This is a genomic window from Candidatus Eremiobacteraceae bacterium (assembly GCA_036511855.1).
Lineage (GTDB): Bacteria > Vulcanimicrobiota > Vulcanimicrobiia > Eremiobacterales > Eremiobacteraceae > JABCYQ01.
On record DATCBN010000059.1, the window covers coordinates 1 to 25596 of the forward strand.

23 protein-coding genes are annotated in these 25596 nt (G+C 62.1%); 9 read left to right on the forward strand and 14 right to left on the reverse strand.

Annotated features, from left to right (window positions below; genetic code table 11):
* Positions 1-35: 35 nt before the first annotated feature.
* The 3 genes from VII69_08100 to ubiE all read right to left on the reverse strand — a co-directional run bounded on the left by VII69_08100 (position 36) and on the right by ubiE (position 2095).
* Positions 36-272 (reverse strand): twin-arginine translocase TatA/TatE family subunit, encoded by a 237-nt coding sequence (locus tag VII69_08100; protein ID HEY5095058.1) that lies wholly within the window; start codon positions 270-272, stop codon positions 36-38.
* A 78-nt stretch (positions 273-350) separates the two neighbouring features.
* Positions 351-1361, reverse strand: a complete 1011-nt coding sequence (locus VII69_08105; GenBank protein ID HEY5095059.1) for a polyprenyl synthetase family protein — start codon at positions 1359-1361, stop codon at positions 351-353.
* Complete coding sequence (gene ubiE / locus VII69_08110) at positions 1358-2095, reverse strand: bifunctional demethylmenaquinone methyltransferase/2-methoxy-6-polyprenyl-1,4-benzoquinol methylase UbiE (protein ID HEY5095060.1); 738 nt, start codon at positions 2093-2095, stop codon at positions 1358-1360. Before ubiE ends, VII69_08105 begins: the two co-directional genes overlap by 4 nt.
* A gap of 191 nt (positions 2096-2286) precedes the next feature.
* Here ubiE and VII69_08115 point away from each other — a divergent pair, with 191 nt between their 5' ends.
* The 3 genes from VII69_08115 to VII69_08125 are packed head-to-tail and all read left to right on the forward strand — an operon-like array spanning position 2287 to position 4852.
* Positions 2287-3123, forward strand: coding sequence for a phospholipase D-like domain-containing protein (locus VII69_08115; GenBank protein HEY5095061.1), 837 nt, complete (start codon positions 2287-2289; stop codon positions 3121-3123).
* Between the two features lie 36 nt (positions 3124-3159).
* Positions 3160-4050, forward strand: a complete 891-nt coding sequence (locus VII69_08120) for an ABC transporter ATP-binding protein (GenBank protein ID HEY5095062.1) — start codon at positions 3160-3162, stop codon at positions 4048-4050.
* Position 4051: 1 nt separating this feature from the next.
* On the forward strand, positions 4052-4852 hold the full coding sequence (locus tag VII69_08125; GenBank protein HEY5095063.1) for an ABC transporter permease: 801 nt from the start codon (positions 4052-4054) through the stop codon (positions 4850-4852).
* Here VII69_08125 and VII69_08130 read toward each other — a convergent pair.
* The 6 genes from VII69_08130 to VII69_08155 all read right to left on the reverse strand — a co-directional run bounded on the left by VII69_08130 (position 4849) and on the right by VII69_08155 (position 11995).
* Complete coding sequence (locus VII69_08130; GenBank protein ID HEY5095064.1) at positions 4849-5628, reverse strand: TatD family hydrolase; 780 nt, start codon at positions 5626-5628, stop codon at positions 4849-4851. The genes VII69_08125 and VII69_08130 overlap by 4 nt on opposite strands.
* The gene (metG, locus tag VII69_08135) at positions 5625-7163 is read right to left on the reverse strand and encodes a methionine--tRNA ligase (protein ID HEY5095065.1); all 1539 of its coding nucleotides are present in this window, start codon (positions 7161-7163) and stop codon (positions 5625-5627) included. The genes VII69_08130 and metG overlap by 4 nt, the downstream gene beginning before the upstream one ends.
* Positions 7164-7263: 100 nt before the next feature.
* Positions 7264-8103: a 16S rRNA (cytidine(1402)-2'-O)-methyltransferase gene (rsmI, locus tag VII69_08140; protein HEY5095066.1), complete on the reverse strand. Its 840-nt coding sequence runs from the start codon at positions 8101-8103 to the stop codon at positions 7264-7266.
* A 50-nt stretch (positions 8104-8153) separates the two neighbouring features.
* On the reverse strand, positions 8154-9512 hold the full coding sequence (locus VII69_08145; GenBank protein ID HEY5095067.1) for an alkaline phosphatase family protein: 1359 nt from the start codon (positions 9510-9512) through the stop codon (positions 8154-8156).
* Positions 9513-9923: 411 nt separating this feature from the next.
* Complete coding sequence (locus tag VII69_08150) at positions 9924-10538, reverse strand: carbonic anhydrase (GenBank protein ID HEY5095068.1); 615 nt, start codon at positions 10536-10538, stop codon at positions 9924-9926.
* A gap of 50 nt (positions 10539-10588) precedes the next feature.
* Positions 10589-11995 (reverse strand): winged helix-turn-helix domain-containing protein, encoded by a 1407-nt coding sequence (locus VII69_08155; GenBank protein HEY5095069.1) that lies wholly within the window; start codon positions 11993-11995, stop codon positions 10589-10591.
* A 241-nt stretch (positions 11996-12236) separates the two neighbouring features.
* On the opposite strand from VII69_08155, the gene VII69_08160 reads away from it, so the two are divergent.
* Entirely contained in the window at positions 12237-14372 is a 2136-nt protein-coding gene (locus tag VII69_08160) for a CocE/NonD family hydrolase (protein ID HEY5095070.1), read from the forward strand.
* 9 nt (positions 14373-14381) lie between these two features.
* On the opposite strand, the gene VII69_08165 is transcribed toward VII69_08160, so the two are convergent.
* Positions 14382-14786, reverse strand: coding sequence for a cupin domain-containing protein (locus VII69_08165; protein HEY5095071.1), 405 nt, complete (start codon positions 14784-14786; stop codon positions 14382-14384).
* A gap of 141 nt (positions 14787-14927) precedes the next feature.
* Here VII69_08165 and VII69_08170 point away from each other — a divergent pair, with 141 nt between their 5' ends.
* Positions 14928-15698 (forward strand): MauE/DoxX family redox-associated membrane protein, encoded by a 771-nt coding sequence (locus VII69_08170; GenBank protein HEY5095072.1) that lies wholly within the window; start codon positions 14928-14930, stop codon positions 15696-15698.
* Between the two features lie 10 nt (positions 15699-15708).
* On the opposite strand, the gene VII69_08175 is transcribed toward VII69_08170, so the two are convergent.
* Positions 15709-18138: a DNA internalization-related competence protein ComEC/Rec2 gene (locus tag VII69_08175; GenBank protein ID HEY5095073.1), complete on the reverse strand. Its 2430-nt coding sequence runs from the start codon at positions 18136-18138 to the stop codon at positions 15709-15711.
* A gap of 275 nt (positions 18139-18413) precedes the next feature.
* Between VII69_08175 and VII69_08180 the strand changes: the two genes are divergently transcribed.
* The gene (locus tag VII69_08180) at positions 18414-19337 is read left to right on the forward strand and encodes a GDP-mannose 4,6-dehydratase (GenBank protein ID HEY5095074.1); all 924 of its coding nucleotides are present in this window, start codon (positions 18414-18416) and stop codon (positions 19335-19337) included.
* 12 nt (positions 19338-19349) lie between these two features.
* On the opposite strand, the gene leuS is transcribed toward VII69_08180, so the two are convergent.
* A complete protein-coding gene (gene leuS / locus VII69_08185) occupies positions 19350-21827 on the reverse strand; it encodes a leucine--tRNA ligase (GenBank protein ID HEY5095075.1) in 2478 nt (825 codons plus the stop codon).
* Between the two features lie 69 nt (positions 21828-21896).
* On the opposite strand from leuS, the gene VII69_08190 reads away from it, so the two are divergent.
* Positions 21897-22706 carry a helix-hairpin-helix domain-containing protein gene (locus VII69_08190; GenBank protein HEY5095076.1) on the forward strand — a complete coding sequence of 270 codons (810 nt, stop codon included), beginning with the start codon at positions 21897-21899 and terminating at the stop codon, positions 22704-22706.
* A 77-nt stretch (positions 22707-22783) separates the two neighbouring features.
* On the opposite strand, the gene VII69_08195 is transcribed toward VII69_08190, so the two are convergent.
* Both VII69_08195 and VII69_08200 read right to left on the reverse strand, forming a co-directional pair.
* Positions 22784-23518, reverse strand: a complete 735-nt coding sequence (locus VII69_08195) for a molybdopterin-dependent oxidoreductase (protein HEY5095077.1) — start codon at positions 23516-23518, stop codon at positions 22784-22786.
* A gap of 2 nt (positions 23519-23520) precedes the next feature.
* Complete coding sequence (locus VII69_08200; GenBank protein HEY5095078.1) at positions 23521-24297, reverse strand: cytochrome b/b6 domain-containing protein; 777 nt, start codon at positions 24295-24297, stop codon at positions 23521-23523.
* A gap of 233 nt (positions 24298-24530) precedes the next feature.
* On the opposite strand from VII69_08200, the gene VII69_08205 reads away from it, so the two are divergent.
* Together VII69_08205 and VII69_08210 are read left to right on the forward strand one after the other, a co-directional pair.
* Positions 24531-25070: a cysteine dioxygenase family protein gene (locus VII69_08205; GenBank protein HEY5095079.1), complete on the forward strand. Its 540-nt coding sequence runs from the start codon at positions 24531-24533 to the stop codon at positions 25068-25070.
* 6 nt (positions 25071-25076) lie between these two features.
* Positions 25077-25596, forward strand: a 520-nt coding sequence (locus tag VII69_08210) for an FAD/NAD(P)-binding protein (protein HEY5095080.1), incomplete at its 3' end; no start/stop codon positions are given.

Here is a 25596-nt window from a genome sequence, read left to right on the forward strand (position 1 = left end):
GACGTCATCGACGAGCTTTTCTTCCGACACCGGCCCTAGGCAATCGGATCGGTGGGCGGCGGGCCTGCGAGCTTCGGCGGATCGTCTTTCGGCGGCGGCGGCGGTTGGGCGACGGCGTCGGCCGTGGGGTGCATCGCGCTATCGAATTCTTTTTTGGCAAGTCCCATGGACCGCGCAAGCTTCGGGAGCCGCTCAGCGCCGAACAGCAAGACGATGACCGCGCCGATCGCGATGATGATCGGGGCATCGAGCACGGCCAAAACCGGTGTCATCGAGTGCGGTCTCCTTTCTGGCCGAAAGCGGCCGGCTAGATGATGGTATTGCCGCCGTGCGCCGAGCGCCCTGCCGGCTTAGAATGAAAATTGTCTAAATGTGCTAGCGATACGGCAGAGCTCCTCACGTTCGGGCGTGAGCGGGAGCGCGTGCAGCGCGGCTTCGGCTTCGCGCGCGTACGACGCGGCGGTGGCCGCGGCGCGGCGGATGGCGCCGCCGGATCGCACGAGTTCGAGCACCGTGTCGAAGGCGTGTGCGGCTTCGTGCGCTGCTGCGTCCTCAAAGGCGAAAAGAGAGCTGACCGCGCGCCGAAGTTCGCCGCCGTCGTCTTGGAGCGCAAAGATCAGCGGCAGCGTCATTTTTTTCTCGCGCAAATCCGACCCGGCGGGCTTGCCGAGCTGACTTTCAGTGGACGTATAGTCCAGAATATCGTCGCGGATCTGGAATGCCATGCCGAACGACCGCCCAAAAGCGCGCAGCGCGCGGACGGTCTGCGCATCGCGCGCCTGCTGTCCGGGTGCGGCCCCCGCGCGAAGCGCCGCGGCGATCGCACCGCACTCGGCGCATGCGGCGAACAGCTCCGCGGTCTTCTTGCCGATTATCTCGTAGTAATTTTCCGGCGGAAGCGACGCATTGCCGGCTGCCCGGAGCTGCTTCACTTCGCCGTTGCAGATCTCGGCGAGCATGGCGGCGAGGATCGTGGGGACGGGGCTCGCATACGATTGCGTGACTTTTTTGAACACCCACGAGAAAAGATAGTCACCGGCCAGGACCGAGAACCGGTTGCCGAACGCATGATTGGTGGATTCGCGGCCGCGGCGCACATCGGAGTTGTCGAGCACATCGTCGTGTATGAGCGTCGCGACGTGGATGAGCTCCATATACGAAGCGAGCACCGCATCTTCGGGCACGTCTGGCTCGCACGCGCGCGCTGCCAGCATGGTGATCTGCGGGCGCAAACGTTTGCCGCCGGCATCGAGCATGTTCCAAACCGCGCCGGCGATGTGCGCGTTCTCCTGCGATAGCTCCTCGCGCACGAATTCTTCGACGACAGCCTGGATGGCGAGTTGCGGCGACCCGGAAATCATGCGACGCCCGCCGCTTCGAGCATGGCGTCGGGGTTCTTCACTCTCACGGCCGGACGGGATCCGGCGTGGATCGTGACGATGCCGCCCATCAAGCGCACGTAGCGCACGTGTTCGAAGCCGGCGGCAGCGAACATGCCCGCGAGCGCGTCCGCGTCGGGAAAGTTGACGAGCGATTGCGGAAGATAGCGATAGGCGGCCGCGTCGCGTCCGACGATTCTGCCGACGAGCGGCACGACGCCGTAGAAGTGGAGATAGAATAGACGGCGCCACAACGGATTTGGGGGCTTGGCGATCTCGAGATTCACGAACCTGGCACCCGGTCGCAAGACGCGCGCGACTTCGCGCAGACCGGCGCCGATGTCGACGAGATTGCGCATGGAAAAGCCCATGGCCGCGCCGTCGAACGACTCGTCGTCGAACGGCAAGTGGAGCGCGTCCGCCTCGACGAACTCGACGCGCGGCTCGGCCACTCTTGTGCGAGCGATCGCGAGCATGGCGGGACTGAAATCGACGCCGGTCACGCTGCCTTCGGCCGTTTTCGCCGCTAGGTCGCGCGTCATCACGCCGGTGCCGCAGCAAAGGTCCAGCAGACGAGCGTCCGGTGCGGCGTCGAGCATGGCGATGGCGCGGCGGCGCCAGAGAGCATCGACGCCGCAAGTCATGACGGTGTTGGTCAGATCGTACCGGCCCGCGATGCGATCGAACATCTCGCGCACGACACCGCCTTTATCCATCTTGGTTTTCGGCTTCGGACGGGCGGAAATCGATTCCTGGCCGACGTGTGCGCAATGGCGCCGACATGATCGGTGGGGCCGATGTTTATCATCGGCCGGCCGACCGTAAAGGTCGGCCCAACAGAGACGAGTGGTGCACGCATCGAACAGCCGTGCTTGACTTGCTCCCGCGGTCTCGTGAAGTTTTCGCCATGAGCGATCTCTCAGTCTGTCTAGGCACTGCTGCGCGCGATGCGTTGTGCCGAACCTTCGATCTCGCTAAGAGCTCGATCGTGGGCGAATTCTACGACCTCAAAGACCCGGCCGTCAAAGCCGCCGTAGCTCGCGCGCGCGCGCGTCACGTCGTCGTCGACATCCGCACCGAACACAAGCGGCACGACTTCACCACCCATCCCGTACTGCACGCGAAGGCGGCGGTCGTGGACAAGCGCACCGCCATCTTCACTACCGCAAATGTCACCCGCTCCGGCTTCGAATCTCCCGGCGAAGTGTGTGTGGTCGACGATCGGCCGTCCGATGTGCTGGCGTTTGGAAACGCCATCGCGGGCAAGACGTCGAACGCCAACCACGGGTGCCGGGTGATCGCCGGGCCGAGCCCCGCAGTGCGCGCGGCGGTCGAATCGTTGCTTGCGTCTCGCGCCGACATCCGCATCGCATCGGAAGATCTTTCCGACGAACGCGTCATCTGCGACCTCATCGCGCGACGCGGTGCAGGTCACGCCGATCGCGTGCTCGTGAACGCGCGAGGAACCATGAGCCCGGCGCAGCGGCGCACCATTTGCCGTCTCCAACACACCGGCGTAGCGGTGCGCGCACCTGCCAAGAACTACATGCATGAAAAGTACGTGGATAGCGGCGATCGCATCTACGTGGGATCGGCGAACCTCACGCGCAATGGCTTGGATGAAGGATGCGAGCTCGGTCTTGTCGCGCCGGCCGCCGACTTCGGATCCGGTGCCGACATCTTGCGGCGCAATTTCGACGAGATGTGGCGCGACGCGTCGCCCATCTCATTGAATCGGGCATAGATGAAACTTTCGCTCGCCGTCTGAATAGAACCATACATGGCTACGGTCGTCGAAGTTTGCGATGCAGTGAAGCTCTTCGGCCCCGTGCGCGCGGTCGACGGAATCAGCCTTCAGGTCCAGGCCGGCGAAGTCGTCGCACTTCTTGGACCCAACGGCGCGGGTAAGACCACGTTCGTCTCACTGATGATCGGGCTGCGAAAGCCATCTTCGGGTTCCGTCTCGTTGTTCGGACTCGCCCCGGCCGACATTCGCGCGCGTTCTCGCTGCGGCGTCATGCTGCAAGAATCCGGCTTGCCTCTATACCTCACGGTGCGCGAGACCATCGACCTGTTCAGGACCTACTATCCCGCACCGATCGGCACCGACCCGCTCATCGCGTTGGTCGGCTTGGAAGAAAAAGCGCGCGCCCAACTTCACACGCTTTCCGGCGGCCAGCGGCAACGGCTGTATTTCGGCCTCGCCATGTGCGGTGATCCCGAATTGTTATTCCTCGACGAGCCGACGGTGGGGCTCGACGTCGAGGCTCGCCGCGGTTTTTGGTCCCATGTCAAGACGTTCGTGCGCTCCGGCCGCACAGTGATATTGACCACGCACTACCTCGAGGAAGCCGACGCGCTCGCCGATCGCATCGTCGTCATCGACCGGGGACGGGTGTTAGCCGACGCGTCGCCGGCGGTGCTGAAATCCGCCACAAAGGCGAAGCGCGTGTCGTACACCGCCGCCAGAACCATGATCGCGACGGAATTCGACGGCTTGCCCTTTCAAACAATCGCATGCGACGGATTGCGCGTCGATTTCGTCACGGCCCAACCCGAGGCGCTGTTGCGGTCGCTCTTCGCTCGCGGCGATGTCATCGCCGATCTCGAGGTCACCGGCGCCAGCCTCGAACACGCCGTCATGCAGTTGACCAACAGAGACGGCGCCTGAGATGCGCGATCGGGAGGCGGTCCTCAAACCGTTGCCGGCTATCGCACCCTTTTGGCCGATGCTTGCCGGTCAGGCGAAATCGGAATTCTTGATGCTTGCGCGCGTGCCGGCATTCACCATTCCCACCATCGTGTTCCCGATCATGTTCTTTGCGCTGTTCGGACTTCCGCACGTCAACGAAGCCTTCGAACATGTCGTCGTAGGCCAGTACATGCTCGCGTCCTTCGGAGCCTACGCGGTCATCAGCGTCGCGCTGTTCTCATTCGGGGTCACCGTGGCGCAGGAGCGCGCGCGCAAGGCCACCGCGTTGATGAGAAGTTCGCCGCTACGCCCGCTCGCCTATCTCGGCGGCAAGACGGTCGCGACGCTGGCCTTCGCGTTCGTCACGTTGAGCGCGTTGTTCGCATTCGGTGCCGGCGTCGGCGGCGTGCGGTTCGAGCCCGGCACGTGGCTCGAGCTTTACGGCGTACTTTTGCTCGGCGTGTTTCCGTTCATCGCGCTCGGCTTCGCCGTCGGCTATCTCGCCGGCGGCAACTCTGCGGTCGCGATTCTCAATCTCATCAACTTGCCGATGGCGTTCGGATCGGGACTTTTCATGCCGCTCCCATTGCTGCCGCTCGCAGTTCAACATGTAGCGCCTTATCTTCCAGCTTACCACTACGCCCAGCTCGCCTGGAACATTGTCGGCGCGCGATCGGAGTCCACGTTGACCGCCGTCTCGTGGCTTGTGGGTTATGCCGTCGTGTTCTTGGCTCTCGCGCTGCGGGCATACGGTCGCGAAGAAGCCAAAGAATTCGGTTAAAGGCGAAGGCGCGGAAAGAGCCGTTGGGCGTTCGACGTGGTTCTCTCGGCGATCTCGTCTTCGCTGACGCCGCGAAGCTCCGCCACCCGGCGGCATGTGAGCGCAGCGAACGCCGGCTCATTGCGCTTGCCGCGGTGCGGTGCCGGCGTCATGAACGGGCAGTCGGTTTCCAAGACGAGACGGTCGAGCGGCAACCGCGCCGCAGCGTCGTGAAGGTCCGCGGCGCTTTTGAACGTCACCGCTCCGCCGAGTCCTAAATAGACGTCGAATTCGCTGATGAAAGCCATCGCGGCGTCGTATCCGCCGGTCCAACAATGGATGACCGCGCGCCTGCTCCGGTCGAAGTGCGCGCGCAGCGCGGCTGCGACGTCTTCTTCGGCTTCGCGACAATGGATTATGGCCGGCAAGTCGAGCCGTCCGGCGAGATCGAGCTGCCGTGCGAAGACGTCTTTTTGCTCCTCGCGCGGTGAGAAATCGTAGTGATAGTCCAGTCCCATCTCGCCGACCGCCACAACTCCGGGCTTGCGCGCAAGCTCTTCAAGCCATGCGAGATCGCCCGCCCCTTTTGCCTCATGAGGATGAACTCCGACAGCCGCCGCGACGTTGTCGTGACTCGCCACCAATGCGAGCGTCGCACTGCTCGTGGCCTGGTCTTGCCCCGCTGAGACGATGTGCGAGACGCCCGCGTCGAGCGCCCTCGCCAATACCGCGTCAAGGTCGGCCGCGTACGCATCGCCGTCGAGATGCGCGTGGGTGTCGACGAGTACCCGCGTCACGACGCCGGCGCGTCCGCCTCGATACGGGGGAAAAGCGCGGGCGGCAATTCGGTGCGCGTGCCGGGCGTGAGCAAACCCCATCGAAGAGTCCGGTCCCACGGCGCGCCGGGCACGCCGCTTTGTCCGAGAGACTTCCACATGGCGTCCCCCGTAGCCGGCATGAACGGATAGACGAACGCCGCAATCCATCGCAGGCCTTCGCAGAGGTCGAACAACACCGCGTCCAAACCGGCCGCATCCTGTTTCTTATGCAGTTCCCACGGCTTGGATTGTTCGACGAATAGATTGAGCGTGCGCACGCGCTCCCACGTCACCGCAAGCGCGGCGCGGTAGTCCAGGGCATTCATGGACCGTTGGTACGCCGCGCGAGCATCGTCAAAACCGGCCGAAAGCGTGTCGTTCTGGCGGGCGGCGGTGACGACGCCGCTGCGATAGCGTGCGAGCATCGAGAGGCTGCGCTGCAAGAGATTGCCGAGATCGTTCGCGAGATCCGCGTTGTAGCGCCGCAGCATCTGCTCCTCGCTGAATCCGAAGTCCGAGCCATAGGCCGCTTGCGCGAACAACGCGTAGCGCATCGCGTCGACGCCGAAACGTTCCGTGAGATCGGCAGGCCGGATGACGTTGCCCTTGCTCTTGCTCATCTTCTCGCCTTCCATGGTTATCCAACCGTTTGCGAAGACGAGTCCGGGAAGTGGTTGGCCGAGGGCCATCAGGATTGCCGGCCAGAGCACGGTGTGGAAGCGCAATATCTCCTTGCCGATGAGATGGACGTCTGCCGGCCACAGCCGGCCGAATCGGTCCAGATCGTGGGGATACCCTGCGGCCGTGATGTAGTTGCAGATCGCGTCGAACCAGACGTAGACCGTGCCGCCTCCGCCTGGGAGCGGAATGCCCCATTCGACAGACGTGCGCGAAACGCAGAGATCCTCAAGTCCGCCTTCGATCAGCGACATCATCTCGTTGTGCGCGCTCTGCGGGCGCACCCAGTCGGGGTGCTCGCGGAAGTGAGCGAGCAGTCTCTCGCGGTACGAAGAGAGCTTGAAGAACCATGCGTCTTCTGAGAGCCACTCAACAGCGCGGCGGCATTCGGGGTTCGGACAGCGGCCGTCGATCAGCTTGGTCTCGGGCCAAAACGTCTCGTCGTTCTTGCAGTACCAGCCTTCGTATTTGCCAGGCACGATATCGCCTTTGTCGCGCAGGTTGGCGAAGATGTACTGCACCGCCGCTTCGTGTTCCGGATCGGTGGTGCGGATGAATTGGTCGTACGAAATATCGATCTCGCGCCACTGCTGCTTCCATCGTTCGACCAGCTCGTCGCAGAACTGTTTCGGCGTCTTTCCTGCGGCGGCCGCGATGTCGGCGATGCGTTGGCCGTGCTCGTCGGTGCCGGTCAAGAAGTGCGCGCGCCCCGAGCCGGAAACGCGATGGTAACGGGCGAGGATGTCGGCGCCGATCGTGCTATATGCGTGCCCGATGTGCGGCGTGCTGTTCGTGTAATACAGCGGTGTCGTGAGGTAAAAGGTGTCTTTTGCCATCGTCCGTTTATGTGCGGTTGCCGGACTCGAAAGCCCTGCCGGCGATCCTCTTCAAGGGTTTTTCCTACGCGTACGAGGGCGAGCATCGCTCGCCCCGGATTTACGTCCGCTTATCGAACGCCTCTTGCGCCATCGCGTAGAGCGCATTTTTCGGCAGACCTGTGGCGGTGTGCAGCGCCCGCGCGACAACTCCGACGCCGGCGCCCGACGCGATGAGCGCTCCGATCGCTTGAGCGACCGCGTCCGAAATCGCAACAGTGCCGACGTCGTCCGCCGCTCCTTCGATCGCAATCGAAAATTCGCCGCGCGCTGGCCAGGCGATCTGCTCGCGCACTTCAGACGCGGTTCCGAGCGCTTGCTGCTCGAATTTCTTCGTATACTCGCGCAGCGCAAACACGCGCCGGTCGCCAAGGACCCGCTCGATATCGTCGAGCAACGCGCGCACGCGTCCGGGCGCCTCGTAGATCACGGTGCATGCGGTTTCGGCCATCAGGCTCTCGAGGTACTTGCGGCGCGCCCCCGGCTTGCGCGGCACAAATCCGTCAAACCGGAACCGCGAGCAGTCGAAGCCGGAGAGGACGACGGCACCGAGCAGCGCACTCGGACCAGGCAGCACTTCGACCGCGGCGCCCGCGGCTCGGGCGGCGAGCACAAGCGCAAGTCCGGGATCGGAAATGCCGGGCATGCCGGCGTCGCTGACGGCGGCAACCGTTTTGCCGGCGGACAACAGGTCGCGCAACTCCCCGAGCCTTCGCGCTTCGACGTGCTCGTGGAACGACCGAACGGGCTTGTCGATGTCGTACGCGCGGAGCAAGACGCTGCTGACGCGCGTGTCTTCGGCAAAGATCATGTCGCATTCGCGAAGGACTCGCAGCACGCGCAGCGTGATGTCCTCGAGATTACCGAGGGGCGTCGCGCACAAGTATAAACGGCCGGCCATGAGCGGCACGTTCGGGAGGGTGGCAGCGAATCGCTCCTGCGCGATTCAGCTCAGTGGATGATGACCGGCGCTCGCGGGACCTGCGAGAAATCGAAGTCGGCGCGAAGGTCGCCGAGAATGCTCTGCGTTTCGCGAACGTCGGGGCGCGGATCGGGCCTGCCGTCGGTCAGTGGATCGATGCGCTCGCCGCCGAGGAAGTCGTCTTCGATGAACTTCACATACGCATCGAACGAAAGCGTCTGATGGTCGATGAATCCTCGCTTGGCGTATGGACTGATGACAAGCGCGGGAACCCGCAAGCCGTAGCCGTTGGCGTCGACGACCGGCGGCGCGACGTGGTCGTAAAAGCCCCCCCAATCATCCCAGGCGAGAAATATGGCGGTGCTGTTCCAGTCCGGGCTTTCCATGATCGTATTGACGACTTTTGTGACGTATGCTTGGCCGTCGCTCACGCGCGCAGGCGGATGTTCGCTGACATTTGCGTTCGGGCATATCCACGACACGGCGGGAAGCGTGCCGGACCGGGCCGCTTCGTAGAACGCATCGATGGATTTGATGTTGCCAAGCTCGCCATCTTGACGCACCGTCGTGAAGGATGGCAACGGATTCCAAATCCCCGGCGTTTTTGCGTTGAGCGGCCCTTGCCGGCCGTTCATGGTGCCGTCTTCGGTGTCGGGCTCCGTGCCCGCAAAAATGTAGTACGCCCAGCCGACCCCGTGTTTGTGCATGAGGTACGTGAGGTCCGTCCACGCGTAGTTCAGCGGCACGAACGGACCGCCGCGGACCGGCGAATGCGGATTCTGGAGCGCGCCGACGCACGATGCCGGGTCGTCTTTCACCGCGCACCTCGCCGACCACTCAGAGACCATGAAGAGATGCGCGGGCAAACTCCACGATGAGTTCGGCTCGAACATCGCGTCTTGGAGAACGAAGTCATCGGCGTACGTCCAATAGTTCGGCAATTCGCGGCGGTCGTGGTATCCCATGACATCGGGTTTTTTGGATCCGAGACAGCGGGGGTCGGTGCTCATGCCCCGGCATCTGACGCCGCCGCTTTCGGCGCTGCCGATGAATCCGTCCATGCGGCCGCCGTCGATATCCAGTTCGGCGCTGTGCGCCATGTGCGGGCCGCCGTAGTTGACATCGCGCGCGCTGTGATACGGGAAGACGCATTTGGACGTAGCCGGATCGTTGACGCAGTGAGAAGGCGCGCCGTCGGTCATCGGAATGCCGTTCGCACCCGGATAGGTCCCGAAATAACTATCGAACGAGCGGTTCTCTTGCATGATCACGACGACGTGGAGGATCTTGTGGATGCCGTCCACGGCTTGCGGCGCGCTGGCGCTCTGCGCAGGTACAGAGGATCCCGCTGCTGCCAAGGCGGTACATGCGGCTACCGCAGCCATCATACGGACGTTCATTTTCCCAGTATACCATTGCCGCCTTACCCGGCGGTGAATGCAATTCGCGCTCCTTTTGCCTACGAGCAGAAGCGAAGTGTGAACGCGTCGAGTTCCTCGGGCGAGGTCAAGTGGACGATGTTCTTGTCGGCTCGGTAACCATCGAAGAGCGGCCGGAGGACCGGCCGGAGCATCCCTCTGTACGGCTACCTGTGGTGGATCGTCGACTTTCCGTACAAAGGGGGGACCGTCCGGGCATTCGCCGCGCTTGGAAACGGAGGTCAAACCGTCATGGCGATTCCAAAACTTGATATCGTGGTGGCGCTATTTGCCGGAAATTATAACGACGATACGAATTCGTGGGAAATGAAAATCATCTCGCAGTACGTGATGCCGGCTGTGGTCAAATAGCGCAGCCGGTCATCCGACCAAGTCCCCGCACAACATCGAAACCTGCCCGGTGGAAAGATGGTACTCGGCTCCCACGATCGCGAGCCGCTTTTGTGCGCGAGCGGTGCAGATTACCGGCTCCGTCTCTTGAAGAGTCGAGGTGACGTGGCGGATGTTCTGTGCGATCGCGGCCTCAAGCACATCGCTTTGGTCGCGCACGAGCTGAACGCAAGGTCTTATCGCGTTTACGATCGTCGCGATGCGCGAATGCGCTTCGCGCTGATTCAGCACCGCGTCGACCGCAGCGGTCACGGCGCCGCAATTCGAGTGACCCAGCACCATCACGAGTGGAGAGCCGAATGTCTCGATCGCGTATTCGGCTGACCCGATGACGTGATCGCTGAGGATATTGCCGGCCACGCGGATCACGAACAGGTCGCCCAAGCTCTGGTTGAACACGATCTCGATCGGCACGCGCGAATCCGAACACCCAAGCACGATGGCAAACGGACGCTGTTCGGCGATCGAGTGGCGGCGGTTGACCGCGTGCGCAAGCATCGCTTCGGGCGCTTCGTCCGCCGCATATCTCCGGTTGCCGTCGACCAATCGCTGTAGCGCGTCTGCGGGTGAAATCGTACGATTCAAGTGACTTCCTTCCTTCCGCGCGCCGATCGAGCTTCCGGTGAAGCGACCAGCTAATCGAAAAGCTGCTGGAACCGAGGGTCGGATTGGATGGACTCAAACCTTGGATCGGCTTTTTCCAAGACCGCCGCGATGGGCGAGGCCGGACGCGAGGCGCGCAGGACGGTGATCGCACGATCGCGCGACCCAAGTGCGACGTAGTAAAGAGCGGCCTCCACCGCATCGACTCGCTTATCCGCTACGAGAGAGTTCATCTGCATGATGGTCCGCGGATCGCTGCTGCCGTGGCTCAGGAGAAGCCGCACGCGAGCTTCGTCCGGGATGACGTACGGCCGCTCGTCGGGCAACCGGCGGCCGACTGTTTCAAGGGTCTGGAGCGCATCGCGGAGTTTGCCGCTTTCTTCTTGCGCAGATGCAAGGCTCAGCCATGCGGGCGCGTCGGCGGGCTCGATGGAGATAGTATCCGATAAGGTGCGAATGGCGTCGGCGGGGCGGCGCCGATAGACGTAGGCGCGGCCTAGCCAACGCGAGATCACCTCGGAGGTCGGGTCGAGCTGATGCGCCAGCTCCAACTCAACCATCGCGGGTCTGATCGCGCCTTGCGAAAATAGCAGAACCGCATGCCATTGATGCGCCGCGGCATCTTCCGGATCGCACGCGAAGGCCAGTTCGAATTCATGCTCGGCAAGAACGGGATCGCCGTCAAAACGGAACGCCAAAAAGGCTGCCACGGCGTGCGCCTGCGCGCTAGTCTTGCCGCGCGTCAGAGCTTGGTCGCGATTCTCCTTTGCCAGCGCCACGTCACGACTAAATGCGGGCGAATTCGCTGCATCGAATTCCGCTTCCAGTGCGTACGCGGAAGCAACGCCGGCAAAGCCAAGCGCGCTTTGGGGCGCTTCGTGCACGGTTTGCGAAAAATAGACGATGCTATGGCGAAGATCGGCGATGGTGCGCAGATTGAGATGGTATTGGCCGAGCGCGTACGAGACCGACGCCGCAGGGGAAAGTGGAACGTCCGAAGGCTGAACCGCGGAGCCGGCGGTTGACGCGACGACAGCAATGGCAATCAGCGCTCCACCGAATGCGAATCGTCGCCATACGCTGCGGACGAATGGCGCCGGTCGTCGAGCGTCCTGAACCGGCTTCGAAAAGCGGTAGCCGTACCGCGGCAACGTCTCGATGAATGTCCGGCCAGTTCCAGCCGGGTCGAGGATTCGGCGCAGCAGGTAGACGTTCTGCGTCAGATTTCCATCCTCAACAACTCCGTCCGGCCAGAGCCGCCCGTACAGTTCTTCGCGCGAGACCGGGACGCCGCGGCGCGCCACGAGCATCGCGAGCAACTCGAACGCCTTCGCCTGGAGAGCGACCTCCTCGCCGTCACGGCGCAGGGTGCGCAGCTCCGGGTCTAAGACGAATCGATCGAACACGAGCGGTCTGAGGGTTGATTGTTGCTCATCCATCCGTCGCGAATTGTGGAGAACGCCTGGCCAGCCCCTTTTTATCATCTCAATTTTTCAAAAATGAGGCGCGCTTGAGGACTTTAGCCCGCCGCCACTGTAGCATGACGAGGTGCGAACGACCTTGGCTGTCGCGGCCGCGACGCTTTTTCTTCTGACCTCGTTTCCGTGCAGGGCAGCGCAGCAGTTTTATTTCCCTCGGGCAGCTGTTGACGATCGAGCGGTCCTCGCAAGGTCGGTGCCCGTGCTTTCAAGGGCGTTGGCCGCATCGTACAAGGATGCCGATCGGCGGCACTACTTGGACAATCTGTTCCGCCTCCAGGTAACCGGGGGAGAATATAAGGCCGCGGGGGCATCGCTGTTCGCACTGCTCGGCTTCAACGACGCTTCCTCGCCGTGGCCGGCCACGAATTATTCGCAATTCGATATCTTCGTGAATGCGAAGATCTTGGAGTCGACCGGCACCCCGTTCGATCAGGCGTTCGATAAGTCGTTTCACCAAGTCGTCGATCCGGCGAGCGACGAGAAATCGGCTCTGATCATCCGAAGGTTCGCGATCAGCGTGGCCGCTTTTCAGAGCGACCTGCGTTCGGCGCTCGCTCAACAACAAGGCAAAGACGAAATCTCCGGGGCCGACGCGCTCGCGTTGGTTCGCGCGTACCAGCTCGCGAATATGTATCAGAGTTTCGCAGCGCGATCCGGCTCCTTGATCGCCGCCGACGATCGCAGGCGTTACATCATCGAGAAAGATCTGCTCATCAAGACGCCCGACGGGGCGCATATCTGCACCTTGGTCGTGCGTCCGCGCGTGTCTGACCGGCGCTTGCCGACATTGATGCAATTCACGGTCTATGCCGACCGCATCCCAAATCTCAGCGATGCGCGACGCAGTGCGTCAAATGGATATGTCGGGGTCACCGCGCTCACGCGAGGCGAGGGGTGCAGCCCGGACGAGCCCGAGCCGTACATGCACGACGGGCCAGACGGCGCCGCGGTCATCGCCTGGATCAGCAGACAGCCGTGGAGCGACGGCCGCGTCGGCATGTTCGGGGGAAGCTACAACAGCTTCGCACAGTGGTCCGTCGCCAAGCAAAGACCGCCGGCGCTCAAAGCGCTCATGCCTTCCGTCCCCAATGCGCCGGGGATCGACACGCCGATGGAAGCCAACGTATTTCAAAGTTTTTCGTACTATTGGCCGTTTTACACGACGTCGGCAAAATGGCTTGACGCGAGCACGCCTGGAGACCCAGCACATTGGATCGGTCTTCAGAAGAAATGGTACGTGAGCGGCAAGTCCTATCGGTCGATGGATCGGATCGACGGCCGGCAAAACCCGATTTGGGATCGCTGGCTGGATCATCCGAGCTATGATGCGTTTTGGCAGCAATTCATTCCGTATGGAGGCGACTTCGCGCGCATAAACATTCCGGTGTTGACCACGGATGGATATCTGAGCGGTCAAAGCGTCGGCGGGCTCTATTACTTTTCACAATATCACAAGTATAACCCGAGCGCGCAGAGCTATCTCGTCATCGGGCCATACGATCACATCCGTGGCCAGCGGGGAACGGTATCATCGACGGGCCCGGATATTGACGACATCGCGGGGATGAGTATCGACTCCGCGGCGCACATCGACATCGAGGAACTGCGCTACCAGTGGTTCGACTACATATTCAAAGGTGCGAAGAAGCCGGCGATCCTTCAGGACAAAGTAAATTACGAGGTGATGGGAGCGAACCAGTGGCGGCATGCGCCGACAATCGACGCCATGCATGATGAATCGTTCACGTACGATCTCGGCGCGGAAAAGGACGGCGAATTTCAACGATTGACGAGCGCGAAAGCGCCTACGGGAGCATACGTCTCGCAAACCGTCGATCTTGCGGACCGCAGCGATGTGGATCTCATCCCACCCGCGTCCGGGCTCGACACCCATCTCGGCGTGGCCTACCGGAGTGCGCCCATCAGCAAGCCCGTCGATCTCGCAGGCCCATTCTCGGGGCGATTAGACTTCGAGATCAATAAGAAAGATATGGATTTCAATATCAGCCTGTACGAATTGACAGCGAAGGGCGAATACGTCGGCGTCACCTACTATCAGGCTCGGGCCAGCTACGTTCGCAGCCGTAGCCATCGGGAATTGCTCGTGCCCGGAAAGCGTATGCTCCTCGATTTCACGAGCAGCAGGCTAGCCTGCTGGAGGTTCCACGCGGGAAGCCGGCTGATCGTGCTCGTCAGCATCGTCAGAGAGCCCGACATCCAGATCAACTACGGCACCGGAAAAGATGTCAGCGACGAAACCATCGCGGACGCTAAAGCGCCCCTGCGGATAAAGTGGTTCGACGACAGTTTCGTCACCATCCCGGCCGGCACGTAAGCACTTCGGTTAACCGGATGCGGCCTGATACTGCTCGTCGCTGACCTTCTCCATCCAGTCGGCGGCGTTGCCGTCGAGCTTTTCATGAATGGCGAAATGCGTCATCGCGGTCGTGGGTGTCGCACCGTGCCAATGCTTCTCACCCGGCGCGATCAAGACCACGTCGCCCGGGCGAATCGCCTCAATCGGTCCACCCCACCGCTGTACCCGGCCGCAGCCGGCTGTCACGATCAGGGTCTGACCTAGCGGATGGGTGTGCCACGCGGTGCGAGCGCCCGGCTCGAATGTGACGCTCGCGCCGCTCGCGCGTGCCGGATCGGTTCGGTCGAAAAGGGGATCGATGCGAACGGTGCCCGTGAAATACTCCGGCGGTCCGTTCCCCGACGGCTGTGACCCCGCAACTTTGATGTCCATAGTCTGCCTTTCAAGCGTGAGTTGGAGTGCTCTTCATCGTGCGTTCGTACTTTTTTTTGGCGAAATGTAACATTGCCCGGCAACTCGCGCACGTCAAATTGAATATGAGGAAACTGAACTATTTCCGGCTAAGGCGTTGCAATGAAATATTCTCTGGGGCGTTACCTCTATGGCTTGGCGGCGATTGGTTTCGGTATCTGTGCATTGGTGTCGAATGACTCCAACAATTGGCAGCAAGAGGTCAAGGCGCTTGGAGACTTTCCTCACCGCGAGATTCTAAGCTACATCGTGGCCACGGTCGAAATCATTGGAGGCGCAGCCATTCTGTGGCCGAGAACGGCCCGAGCCGGTGCTGCCGCTGTGGGGACACTCTACTTCATCTTCGCGTTGCTGGGGATACCGTTCATCATCAGGCATCCGCTCATATACAACGAATATGGCAACTTCTTCGAGCAATTCTCATTTGTCTCTGGGGCCGCGATACTGTATGCATGTTCTGGTCTAGTCGCCCCGACTCGAACGTCAAGGTTGGCTCAGATCGGGTACTACTCGTTCGGCGTTTGTGTTCTCTCGTTCGCACTGGAGCAGCTTTTCTATCTCGCAAACACGGCAAGTCTTGTTCCGAAATGGATTCCGCCCGGACAGATGTTCTGGGCGGTGGCAACCACGGTCGCGTTTGCGCTAGCCGCAATCGCTCTGCTCACGGGGTTCAAGGCTCGGCTCGCGTCTCGATTGAACACGGCGATGCTCGTGGTTTTCGGGTTGCTGGTGTGGCTGCCGGCGCTCTTCGCCGATCCCCATAGTTTTGAGAACTGGAGTGAAAGCGTGGAGACGCTCGGGATCGCCGGGTCGGCGTGGATCGTCGCGGAGTTTCTCAGCCGACGTCACTCAACCGAAGCAGTCGAAATATGACTGCGCCCGTCTAGCGAGCCACGCTGGTCGCCGTCACCTGTTCACCGTTGAGATCCACAGCGATTCCGCCGTCGAGGTCGGTGCGGTAGACCGCCGCGCCGACCGCCCGAAGCGCTTCCAACGTCCGCGGGCTCGGATGGCCGAAGACGTTGTGCAGGCCGCACGAGATGATCGCGATCTTCGGATGCACCGCTGCGAGAAACGCCGGCGTCGATGAATACGCGCTGCCGTGATGGCCTACTTTAAGGACCTCGGCGCGCAAGCCGGCGATTCCATGGGATAGCAACCGGGCTTCTGCTTCGGATTGCGCGTCGCCGGTCAGCAACATCGCAACGCGACCAAACTCCACCCGCAGCACCACCGAATTGTTGTTGATGTCCGATGCCGAGCCGGTGATGAGCGGCATCTCCGGCGCGAGAATGGATACGCGGGCGGCTGGGCCGAGATCAAACGCTTCGCCGCGGCGCGCGATGCGATATGGAATGTGGCGTGCGCGGACCACATCGAGGGCGCGGCGATAGGCCGGGCCGCCGTAGAGCTGGGCAGAATCGTAGATCGAATCCACCCGCTCGTGCGCGAGAATCACCGGCAGTCCGCCGGCATGGTCGCCGTGCGGGTGCGTGAGCACGACGGCGTCGAGATGCAGCACCCAGTGCCGCAGCAAGAACGGCATGACGGTCCGGCTCGCGATCACATCGCCGATGGGCTGCGCGACGACGCGGCCGGCCGCTCCGCCGCGTTCGAGCTTTCCACCTCCGTCGACCAGCATCGCGTGCATTCCGGGCGCTCGCAGCAACAGGCAATCGGCTTGGCCGACATCGATCGCGTCGAGGTGCAGGTCCGGATCGAGTGCTGCCGCGATTCCCGGCACGCAGTATACGACGGCCAGCGCGAGCGCTGACGCTGAAGCCCAGGCCGCGATCGCCCGGTTTGCAACTTTGGCGCGCACCGCAAGCGCGAAGGCAGCGAGCCCGCACCAGTAAAGGATGAGAAAGCCGTGCGACGGCGGCGGGAGATCGACGTGCGCGCCCGGCAGCGCGGCGACGCGCTCGACGATTCCCGTCACGATCGTCACTCCCCACCAGGCGAGATTGCCGAGCGGCCCGGCAAGCCATGGCAAGCAGACCGCGGCGATGACAAATGCGGCGCCGACAGCCATGACGGCAGCGATCAGCGGCACGACGAGAAGATTTGCGATCACCGCGTACGGTGTGAATGCATTGAAGTAGAGCGCCTGCAACGGCCACAACGCGACCTGGACCGTCAGGCTAGTTCGGACAAGTTCGAACGCGTGGCGTTCCCACCCGGATTCCCCGCGCATGCCGAGCGCTTCAAACGCCGGATTGAGCAATGCGATGCCGCCGACGCACGCGAACGAAAGTGAGAACGAAGGCGAGAGCAAGGCGAGCGGTTGCGGCAATGCCACAGCGAACGCCGCCGCCGCCAGGACCGCCGATGCTGTGCGGCCGCGTGCGGATTCGTGGGCGGCGATTCCCGCGGTCAGCATGGTCGCTGCCCTGATGGTGGGCAAGTGAAGACCGGCCACCGCCGCGTAGGCCCACGCGACGCAGACCGCGAGCGAGACTCGCGCGATGCGAGGCAACGGAATAAGGCCGAGCACGGCGACGATAAATCCGGTCATGATTCCCAAGTGCAATCCCGCCGTTGTAAGGACGTGCACGGTGCCGGTATCGGAGAATTCTTGGCGTAGCTCAGCGGGGAGATTCTCGCGGTTGCCCCATAAGACGCCCTCGAGCACCGAGGCCTCAAGTGGAGGCAAATGAGCCTCCACAGCCTCGGCAAAACGCTCGCGGAGGCGGGCAAGCCATGCCTCGGCGCCTGGTGAGGGCCCGCCGATGCTGACATTTCTGAGGGCCGGAGCGCTGAGAAGCACGGCCACGCCCTGTTCGGCGAGTTCATCTCGTTCTGCCGGCTCGCCGTCGTTGCGCGGGCCGCCGGGAATGGTGACGCGGCCCCGGACAAGCAAGGTGTGGCCGGCGATCTGCGCGCCGGTGCCTCCGGCCGGCATCTCGAGCAGCGCGACGCGTCCCTTCAGCGATTGTGCGGCGCTCGATGACGGTTCTCTGACCAGAACGACGCGCACGCGCAGCGAAACGCCCGAAGTCGCGGGCCGCGCACGTTCGAGCGCGACGGCCTCAACGACGACGTGATGTTCGTCGATCGCCATGAAAGGCGGGTTCACGCGATCGGATTGTGCCCGCGCTCCAAGCGCGGCACCCGCGATGCAACCGCATGCGGCGATGACCGCAAGTTCCCGCAAAGCTTTGCGAAACGAATTCTGTGCACGCGACGTTATCGCAAGAGCTAACAGCACAGCCGCAATGCACGCGCTGGGCCAAGCAAGCGCGTTTCCTGCTGCGATGACGCCGGCCGCATAAGCAGAGAACGCGACAACAAATGCGTGGCCGCTTCGAATCATGATGATCCATCGGTGCATAGCGGCGATTCACGACGATGCGGGACTCCGTCCAGCTATTCGTCGTGCGAGGAAGGCATAGGCCGGAGCGGGAAGTAGAAGTTCCAATACTCGCGTCCACGGCAAAGGAGTTGCGATACGTGGGAACCCTGGTCATCGTTCTGCTGGTTCTGATTTTGCTGGCCGTCACGGGGCATCTACACCTGTAATCACGGCCGTCACCGCTCTCTTCTTACTTCCGGCCGCCACCGTGCGGCGGCTCGTCGCTTAGGTATCGCATGCGCATCCTCGTCACCGGCGGCGCTGGCTTCATCGGCTCGCACCTCATCGACATCTTTGTCGCCGCGGGCCACGAAACGGCTATCGTCGACAGTTTTTGGGATCACGGCGGCGGACGCAGAGCAAACCTCAACCCTAAAGCGAAGCTCTACGAAATAGACATCCGCGATCCGGGCCTTGAATCGGTGTTCGCTGAATTCGCGCCCGAGGTCGTGTCGCACCATGCCGCGCAGCACAGCGTCGCCATATCCACCGCCGACCCCAACTACGATGCCGATGTCAATATCCTGGGGCTGCTCAACGTGCTCCGGCTTTCGGTCAAGCACAAAACGCGCAAGGTCACGTTCGCGTCATCGGCGGCCACTTACGGCACGCCGCAGCGCCTGCCCATCACCGAAGACCATCCCCAGTTACCGGAAAGCCCGTATGGCATCACCAAGATGGCGGCCGAGCACTACTTGCGCTTTTTTTGGACGGCGCATGGATTGCAGTCCACCATCCTCCGCTATGGCAACGTGTTCGGGCCGCGGCAGGATCCGAACGGCGAAGCCGGCGTGATCGCGATCTTCTGCGGAAAAATCCTCGCCGGACAGCCGATTCGAGTCGACTGGGACGGTGAGCAGCAAAAAGATTTCGTCTACGTGGGCGACGTGGCGCGCGCCGGGCTCATGGCGCTCGATCGGGCCGACGGCGAGATCTTCAACATCGGCACCGGCGTCGGCACATCGGTAAATGAATTGCACAAGGTGATCGCCGCGCAAGTCGGCCGCAGTGTCGAGATCGTGCACGCGCCGAAGCGGTCAGGCGACGTCCGCACGTGCGTCTTCGCGATCGAGAAAGCAAAGCGCGAGCTCGGGTGGTCGCCCGAGACGTCGCTGGCAGACGGCATCAAGAAGACGGTTGATTATTTCCGCACTATCTGAATCCGCCGCGCGCTAACCTACCACGAGATTCAGCAGTTTGTCGGGGACGAAGATCCGCTTGCGCACCGTTTTGCCGTCGAGCTGAGCGATCACCGTTGACTCTCGCATCGCGAGCGCCACGACGTCCTCTTCGCTGCTGCCCGGCGCGCAGCTAACCGCGGCGCGGCGCCTGCCGTTGACTTGCACGACGATCGGCAGCGACGAACGGACAAGAGCTGCCTCGTTGTACGACGGCCAAGCGTGCAGGTGCACGCTGCCCGTTCCACCGGAACGCTCCCACAATTCCTCCGCGATATGCGGCGCGAACGGCGCAAGCGTCAGCACGATCGTGCGCAATCCTTCGTCGAGAATCGGACTCCGGCCGCTCGAACCGGCACGAGCTTCTAGTTCGTTGAGCAACGTCATGATCGCGGCGACGCACGTATTGAGGTGCATGCGGCCGCCGAGCTCGTCGGTGATCTGTTTGAGCTTTGAATGAATCGCGTACTGAAGCTCCGGTTCGACGTCCGGCGCTTGATCGGCAGAATCCCGTTCTTTGCAGCACGCCGGATGTGACAGGACCAGCCGCCAAATGCGCGCGAGCGTGCGGGTCGCGCCGGCGATGCCTGTCGTGGACCACGGATAGTCCGCATCGGGCGGCCCGGCGAACATCTCGAATACGCGCAAGGCATCGGCGCCATACGTATCCGCCGTGTCGTCGATGCCGACGACATTGCCGCGCGACTTGCTCATCTTCTCGTTGTTCTCGCCAAGCACGAACCCTTGATTGAAGAGCCGTACGAACGGTTCGTCGCCGGGCACCATGCCTTGCTCGTTCAGGACTTTATAGAAGAACCGCGCGTACATCAGGTGCAGCACGGCATGTTCCGCCCCTCCGATGTACCGGTCGACCGGCGCCCAATAGTTGGCCGCCTCCTCGCTCCACGGCGCCGACGAGTCGTGCGGACTCAGATAGCGTAGGAAGTACCACGAAGAGCACATGAACGTGTCCATGGTCTCGGCCTCGCGCTTGGCTGGGCCGCCGCAGCGCGGACACGTGACGTTGAGCCAACTCGGCACCGACGCAAGCGGGCTGCCGGAGACACCGCTGAATGGCGCCTCGTCCGGCAGCAGCACCGGGAGTTGATCCTCCGGCACCGGCACGAGGCCGTCGTTCGGACAGTCGATGAACGGAATAGGCGCACCCCAGTAGCGTTGACGCGAGATCAGCCAGTCGCGCAGCTTGTAGTTGACGGTGGGCTCGGCATTTCCGGCAACCGCAAGAGCGGCGGCGATGCGTTCGCGAGCTTTGGAGCTGGTCATTCCGTCGAACTCGCCGCTGTTTGTGAGTATCCCATCTTCGACATACGCGTCGCCTTGCGATGGCGAGGCGAGACCGTCCGGAGGCAAGACGACTTCCAGGATGTCCAATCCGTACTTGCGCGCGAATTCGAGATCGCGTTGATCGTGCGCCGGCACGCCCATGACGGCGCCGCTGCCGTACGTCGCCAGTACGTAGTTCGTCACCCACACCGGCACGCGCGCCCCGCTGAGCGGATGGATCGCGTAGCCGCCGGAAAACACGCCTTCCTTCGCCATCAACTGAGTGCGGTCGAGTTCGGACTTGTCTTTCAACCGGTCGGCGAAGGCTTGCACAGCGGCTTTTTGTATTGAACCCGATGTCAGCGCTTCCACGACCGGATGCTCGGGCGCGAGCGCAAGAAATGTTGCGCCGAAGACCGTGTCGAGGCGCGTGGTGAAAACTTGGATGCGCGCGTCGGAGACGCCATCCACTTTAAACGAGATCGTATGTCCTTCGCTGCGGCCGATCCAATTGCGCTGGACTGTTTTAATGCGATCGGGCCACTGTGTGAGTTTATCGAGGCCGGCGAGCAGCTTGTCGGCGTACGCCGTGATCCCCAAGAACCACTGATTGAGCAGGCGCCGCTCAACTTTAGTGCCGCATCGCCAACAGACGCCGCCCTCCGCCTGCTCGTTCGCGAGCACGGTGCAATCTTTAGGGCACCAATTGACCGGCGCTTCCTTCTTGTACGCGAGGCCCCGGCGATACATCAGCAAGAACAGCCATTGCGTCCACCTGTAGTATTCCGGCGACGAGGTATCGATCTCGCGGGACCAATCGTACGCGATGCCGAGGCGCTGCAATTGGCGCCGCATGTTCGCGATGTTGTGCTTCGTCCACTCGCGCGGATGGATCCCGCGTTGGATGGCTGCATTTTCCGCGGGCAACCCGAACGCGTCCCAACCCATCGGGTGAACGACATTATGGCCTCGCATGCGCAAGAATCGTCCGATGACGTCGCCCAGCGCATAGTTGCGAGCGTGGCCGACGTGCAAATCGCCGCTTGGATACGGCAGCATCTCGAGCAGATAGTATTTCGGCCGGGAAGGGTCTTCGCGGACCTCGTTTTGTCTCCGGTCCGCCCAGATGCGCCGCCACTTGGCCTCGACGGCTTGAGGTTCGTACGGATCGACATGTGGTTGCGGCATACGCGGTATTGTACCATGCGCGGTAGCGCGGAACCTTGACCGCCGGCGGTCGCGCGGGAATCACTCGACATGGATCGCACTGCAATTGTAAAAATAGTCGCCGCGCTCGTCGCTGTCGCTGCGCTGGTGTGCTTAGGTGCTCTGCTGCCGAAGCCCATAGGAGGGCAAGCATCGCTTGCCCCATCTGATCCCGTACTAGGGCAAGCATCGCTTGCCCCCGACTCCGCGGTCTCTGTAGGAGGGCAAGCATCGCTTGCCCCATCTGATCCCGTACTAGGGCAAGCATCGCTTGCCCCGGATTCCACCGTCTCTGTAGGCGGGCAAGCATCGCTTCCCCCATCTGATCCCGTACTAGGGCAAGCATCGCTTGCCCAGGTCTTGCTTCATGTCTACGTCTGCGGAGCCGTGCGCAATCCCGGCGTCTACACATTATCCGCCGGCACACGAATCGTCGACGCGATTGCTCGCGCCGGTGGCGCAGCAAAAACCGGCGATCTTGAACAATTGAATCTCGCCGAACCCCTCACCGATGCCATGAAGATCGACGTGCCCATAAAAGGGCAATCGTTCACTCCGCCGATCGGAGCGCCCGAATCGGCGCAATTCGATTCGCCGCCGAGCGCATCTTCCGGCCATTCGAGCCGGCACAGGTCCAGCCGCGGCGGTTCTCACAAGCTTTCGGCAGGCCAGACTCTCAACATCAACACGGCGAGTGAATCCGAACTCACTCAATTGCCCGGCGTTGGACCGAGCCTCGCGCGCCGCATCGTCGAATACCGAACCGCGAACGGGCCGTTCCAAATGGCCGACGATCTTCAAAACGTGTCTGGCATCGGGCCGAGCAAATTCGCCAAAATGGAGCCGTTTATCCGGGTCTAACCCCGTCAACGTTTTTTGGGCAAGCGATGCTTGCCCTAGTACGGTTGCCCTAATACGGTTGCGTTAGTACGGTTGCCCTAGATGCCGGCAAACCATTCGTAGCCTTGGTCTTCCCAATATCCGCCGCTGCCGGCTAGCTCTGCGACAACCTCGATACGGTTGACGAACTTCGCACTCTTGTAGCCGAGCTGTGTCGGCACTTTCAAACGCAATGGCGCGCCGTTCGCCACGGGCACCGGCATATCGTTGAGCTCATACGCCAGCAATGCTTGCGGATGCGCGGCTTGACGCATGGAGAGCGACTCGTAGTAGAGCGCACCGGTGCCATCGTCGTCGAGGCAATGGAAAACGACGTATCCAGCTCCGTTCTTCGGCATCGCATCCGCGAGGAGGTCGCCAAGCCGCACGCCGCTCCATTTGCCGATGACGCTCCAGCCTTCAACGCAGTCGTGGCGCGTGATCTGTGACATTTTCGCAAATTTCCAGCGCAACTCGGATAACGAATACGAACGCGGCGTCTCCACCAGTCCGCTCACGAACAGGCGATAGCCGCGCCAATCGTCGCGCATCCATCGCTCGTACTGCGCGGTTGAGGGCGGCATGAAACCGTTTGGCCGGAACACTGGGGAAATGTCGCTTTGACGATATTCGCGTGCGAGCGGCTGGCCGGCGCCCAATATCGCGAGGTTGAGCTTTTCTGGAAACTGCAGCGCGTTGTGGATCGCATCGTTGTCGTTGAGCTTGTCCGCGATACCCGAGCAGCCGGCCAGCGCGGCAGCGCTCGACAGAGCAAGAAATCGTCGTCGCTGCATAGTTACTTCGCTCCCTTCACGATGTAGCGGCCCGTGATCATGGAACGCAAGTTGTTGAAGAATCCGGTGAGGACCACCATGAGGATGTGCCCGGCGAAAAATCCGATAAGCGCGATCATGGCGCCGAAATGCCAGACGCGCGCGAATTGACGGCCGCCGAGCATCGCGGGGAGCCAAGGCGCCCACGCGTCGACCGATGGCGAGAGCGCGAGCCCCGATACGATCACAAGGGGCGCGACGAACCAGACGACAACGAAATACGCGATCTTCTGCAGCGGGTTCGGCTCCTCCGACGGTGCGATCGCCCACGGCTTCAAGTGTGTCCGCAATGCATGTGGCAGCGCTTTGAAGTCGGCGCGCGTCGGGATGAGTTTCACCGCCCACCGTGCATACGCAAGCGCGCACAATCCGAATATCCACGCAAAAAAGATATGCCAGCGCCTGCCGTCCGCAAGATCCTGCTCGGACGGGATCGTGGACCAACCGGGAAACGCACGGGCGCTCTCGCCGCCTTGGCCATTGTCACCCCATCCCAAGACGTGCGTTGTGGAAACGCGAATCTTCCCCAACTGCACCCAGCCGTGCGGATTGCCGTTTTCGTCGGTACCGCCGTTTATGGAGAGAAACGGCGCGTTAAACGTCGAGGCATCCGACGTGTAGAGCGCCGGATGAGCGTTGAAAATCTGCATGCCACTCATCGCCAGCACAAAGAGCGAGAGTGCGACGACCCAGTGGGTTAGCCGAACGACCAACGGGTGTCGGTTTATTGTGCGCTTCATCTGCCCTCGATAGATCGCATGTCTCCATGGTCTACGTGCATGCCTCGGATTTAGATGTGCGACGAAACTCGCCGAACGACCCGTCTCAAACGCACCCAGTCGGCCTAAGCGCTTAGGTCTTGCGACGCATTCGCGTTTTCCCGCAACTTTCGCGGCAGGAGTGAGAAATTCAGATGCGCAACTGGCTTTTCCACTAAGTCTACTGAATTAGTGGGCTTAAGGAGAAAACCGTTATGCACGAGATCGAAGCCTTTTCGCTGCATCCCGAATTGATCGGGATCTCGCTTCCGGATGCGCCGGTGGCGGCCGACTTAGCGGCGCAAGCGCGCCTTTCGGAGTTGCTCGCAGGTCTGAACCCCGATTGGCATTTGATGGCCCCCTTCATCAAGTTTGACGCTGCGCAATATTCCCGCCATCGTTTTTTCACGAGCGCCCAGTGGGAAGCGCTCGTCATCTGCTGGCTGCCTGGGCAAGGAACGGTCGCCCACGATCACGGCCAGTCGTGGGGAATCTCGTCTCCGATCTTCGGAACCCTCACCGAAACCAACTATCGGATCCACGGCGAAGAAGCGCCGCTCGAGCCGCTCGTCACGAGTCACATGGTTCCAGGCGCCGTCAGCATCGAGACCGCCGACACCGTTCACGTCGTCGTGAACGCTTCGCCGCTCCCCGCGGTCTCGATTCACCTATATTCGCCGCCGCTGCGGCGACACAACGCGTACGACATATTCACGGGCGCGTCATGGCCGGTCGCTCCTCAAGTGTCGCGCTGACGTCCGATGAACGCTGCAATCGGTTCGCAATTCTCGACTTTTGACATCGCGATCGTCGGTTCGGGCTTTTGCGGCACGATGCTCGCGATCCGCCTCGCCGCGCTCGGTCGCTTCGGTCCGCGAATCGCCCTGATCGATGGGGCCGCCGCGTTCGGCGGTGGAATCGCGTTCGGCACAACGCGTCCGGAACATCTGCTCAACGTCCCGGCCGCAAAGATGAGCGCGTTCCCCGAATCGCCTGAACATTTCTTGACGTGGCTGAGAAGCAACGGCCACGCCTTGACGGATCTGATGATTCGCGGCGTTCAGGCTACCGACTTCGTGCCGAGGGCGGCGTACGGCCGCTATCTCTCGACGCTTCTCGAAGCGGCGCTCGCGAGCAACGATCGAATTTCGATGATCGCGCGCCGGGTCGTCGATGTCGTGACGCACGATGACGGTGTCACGGTGTCTTTCGCAAACGGCGGCGGACTTCGCGCAGGCACGTGCATCCTTGCCGTCGGCAACGAGGCGCCATCCGACCCTC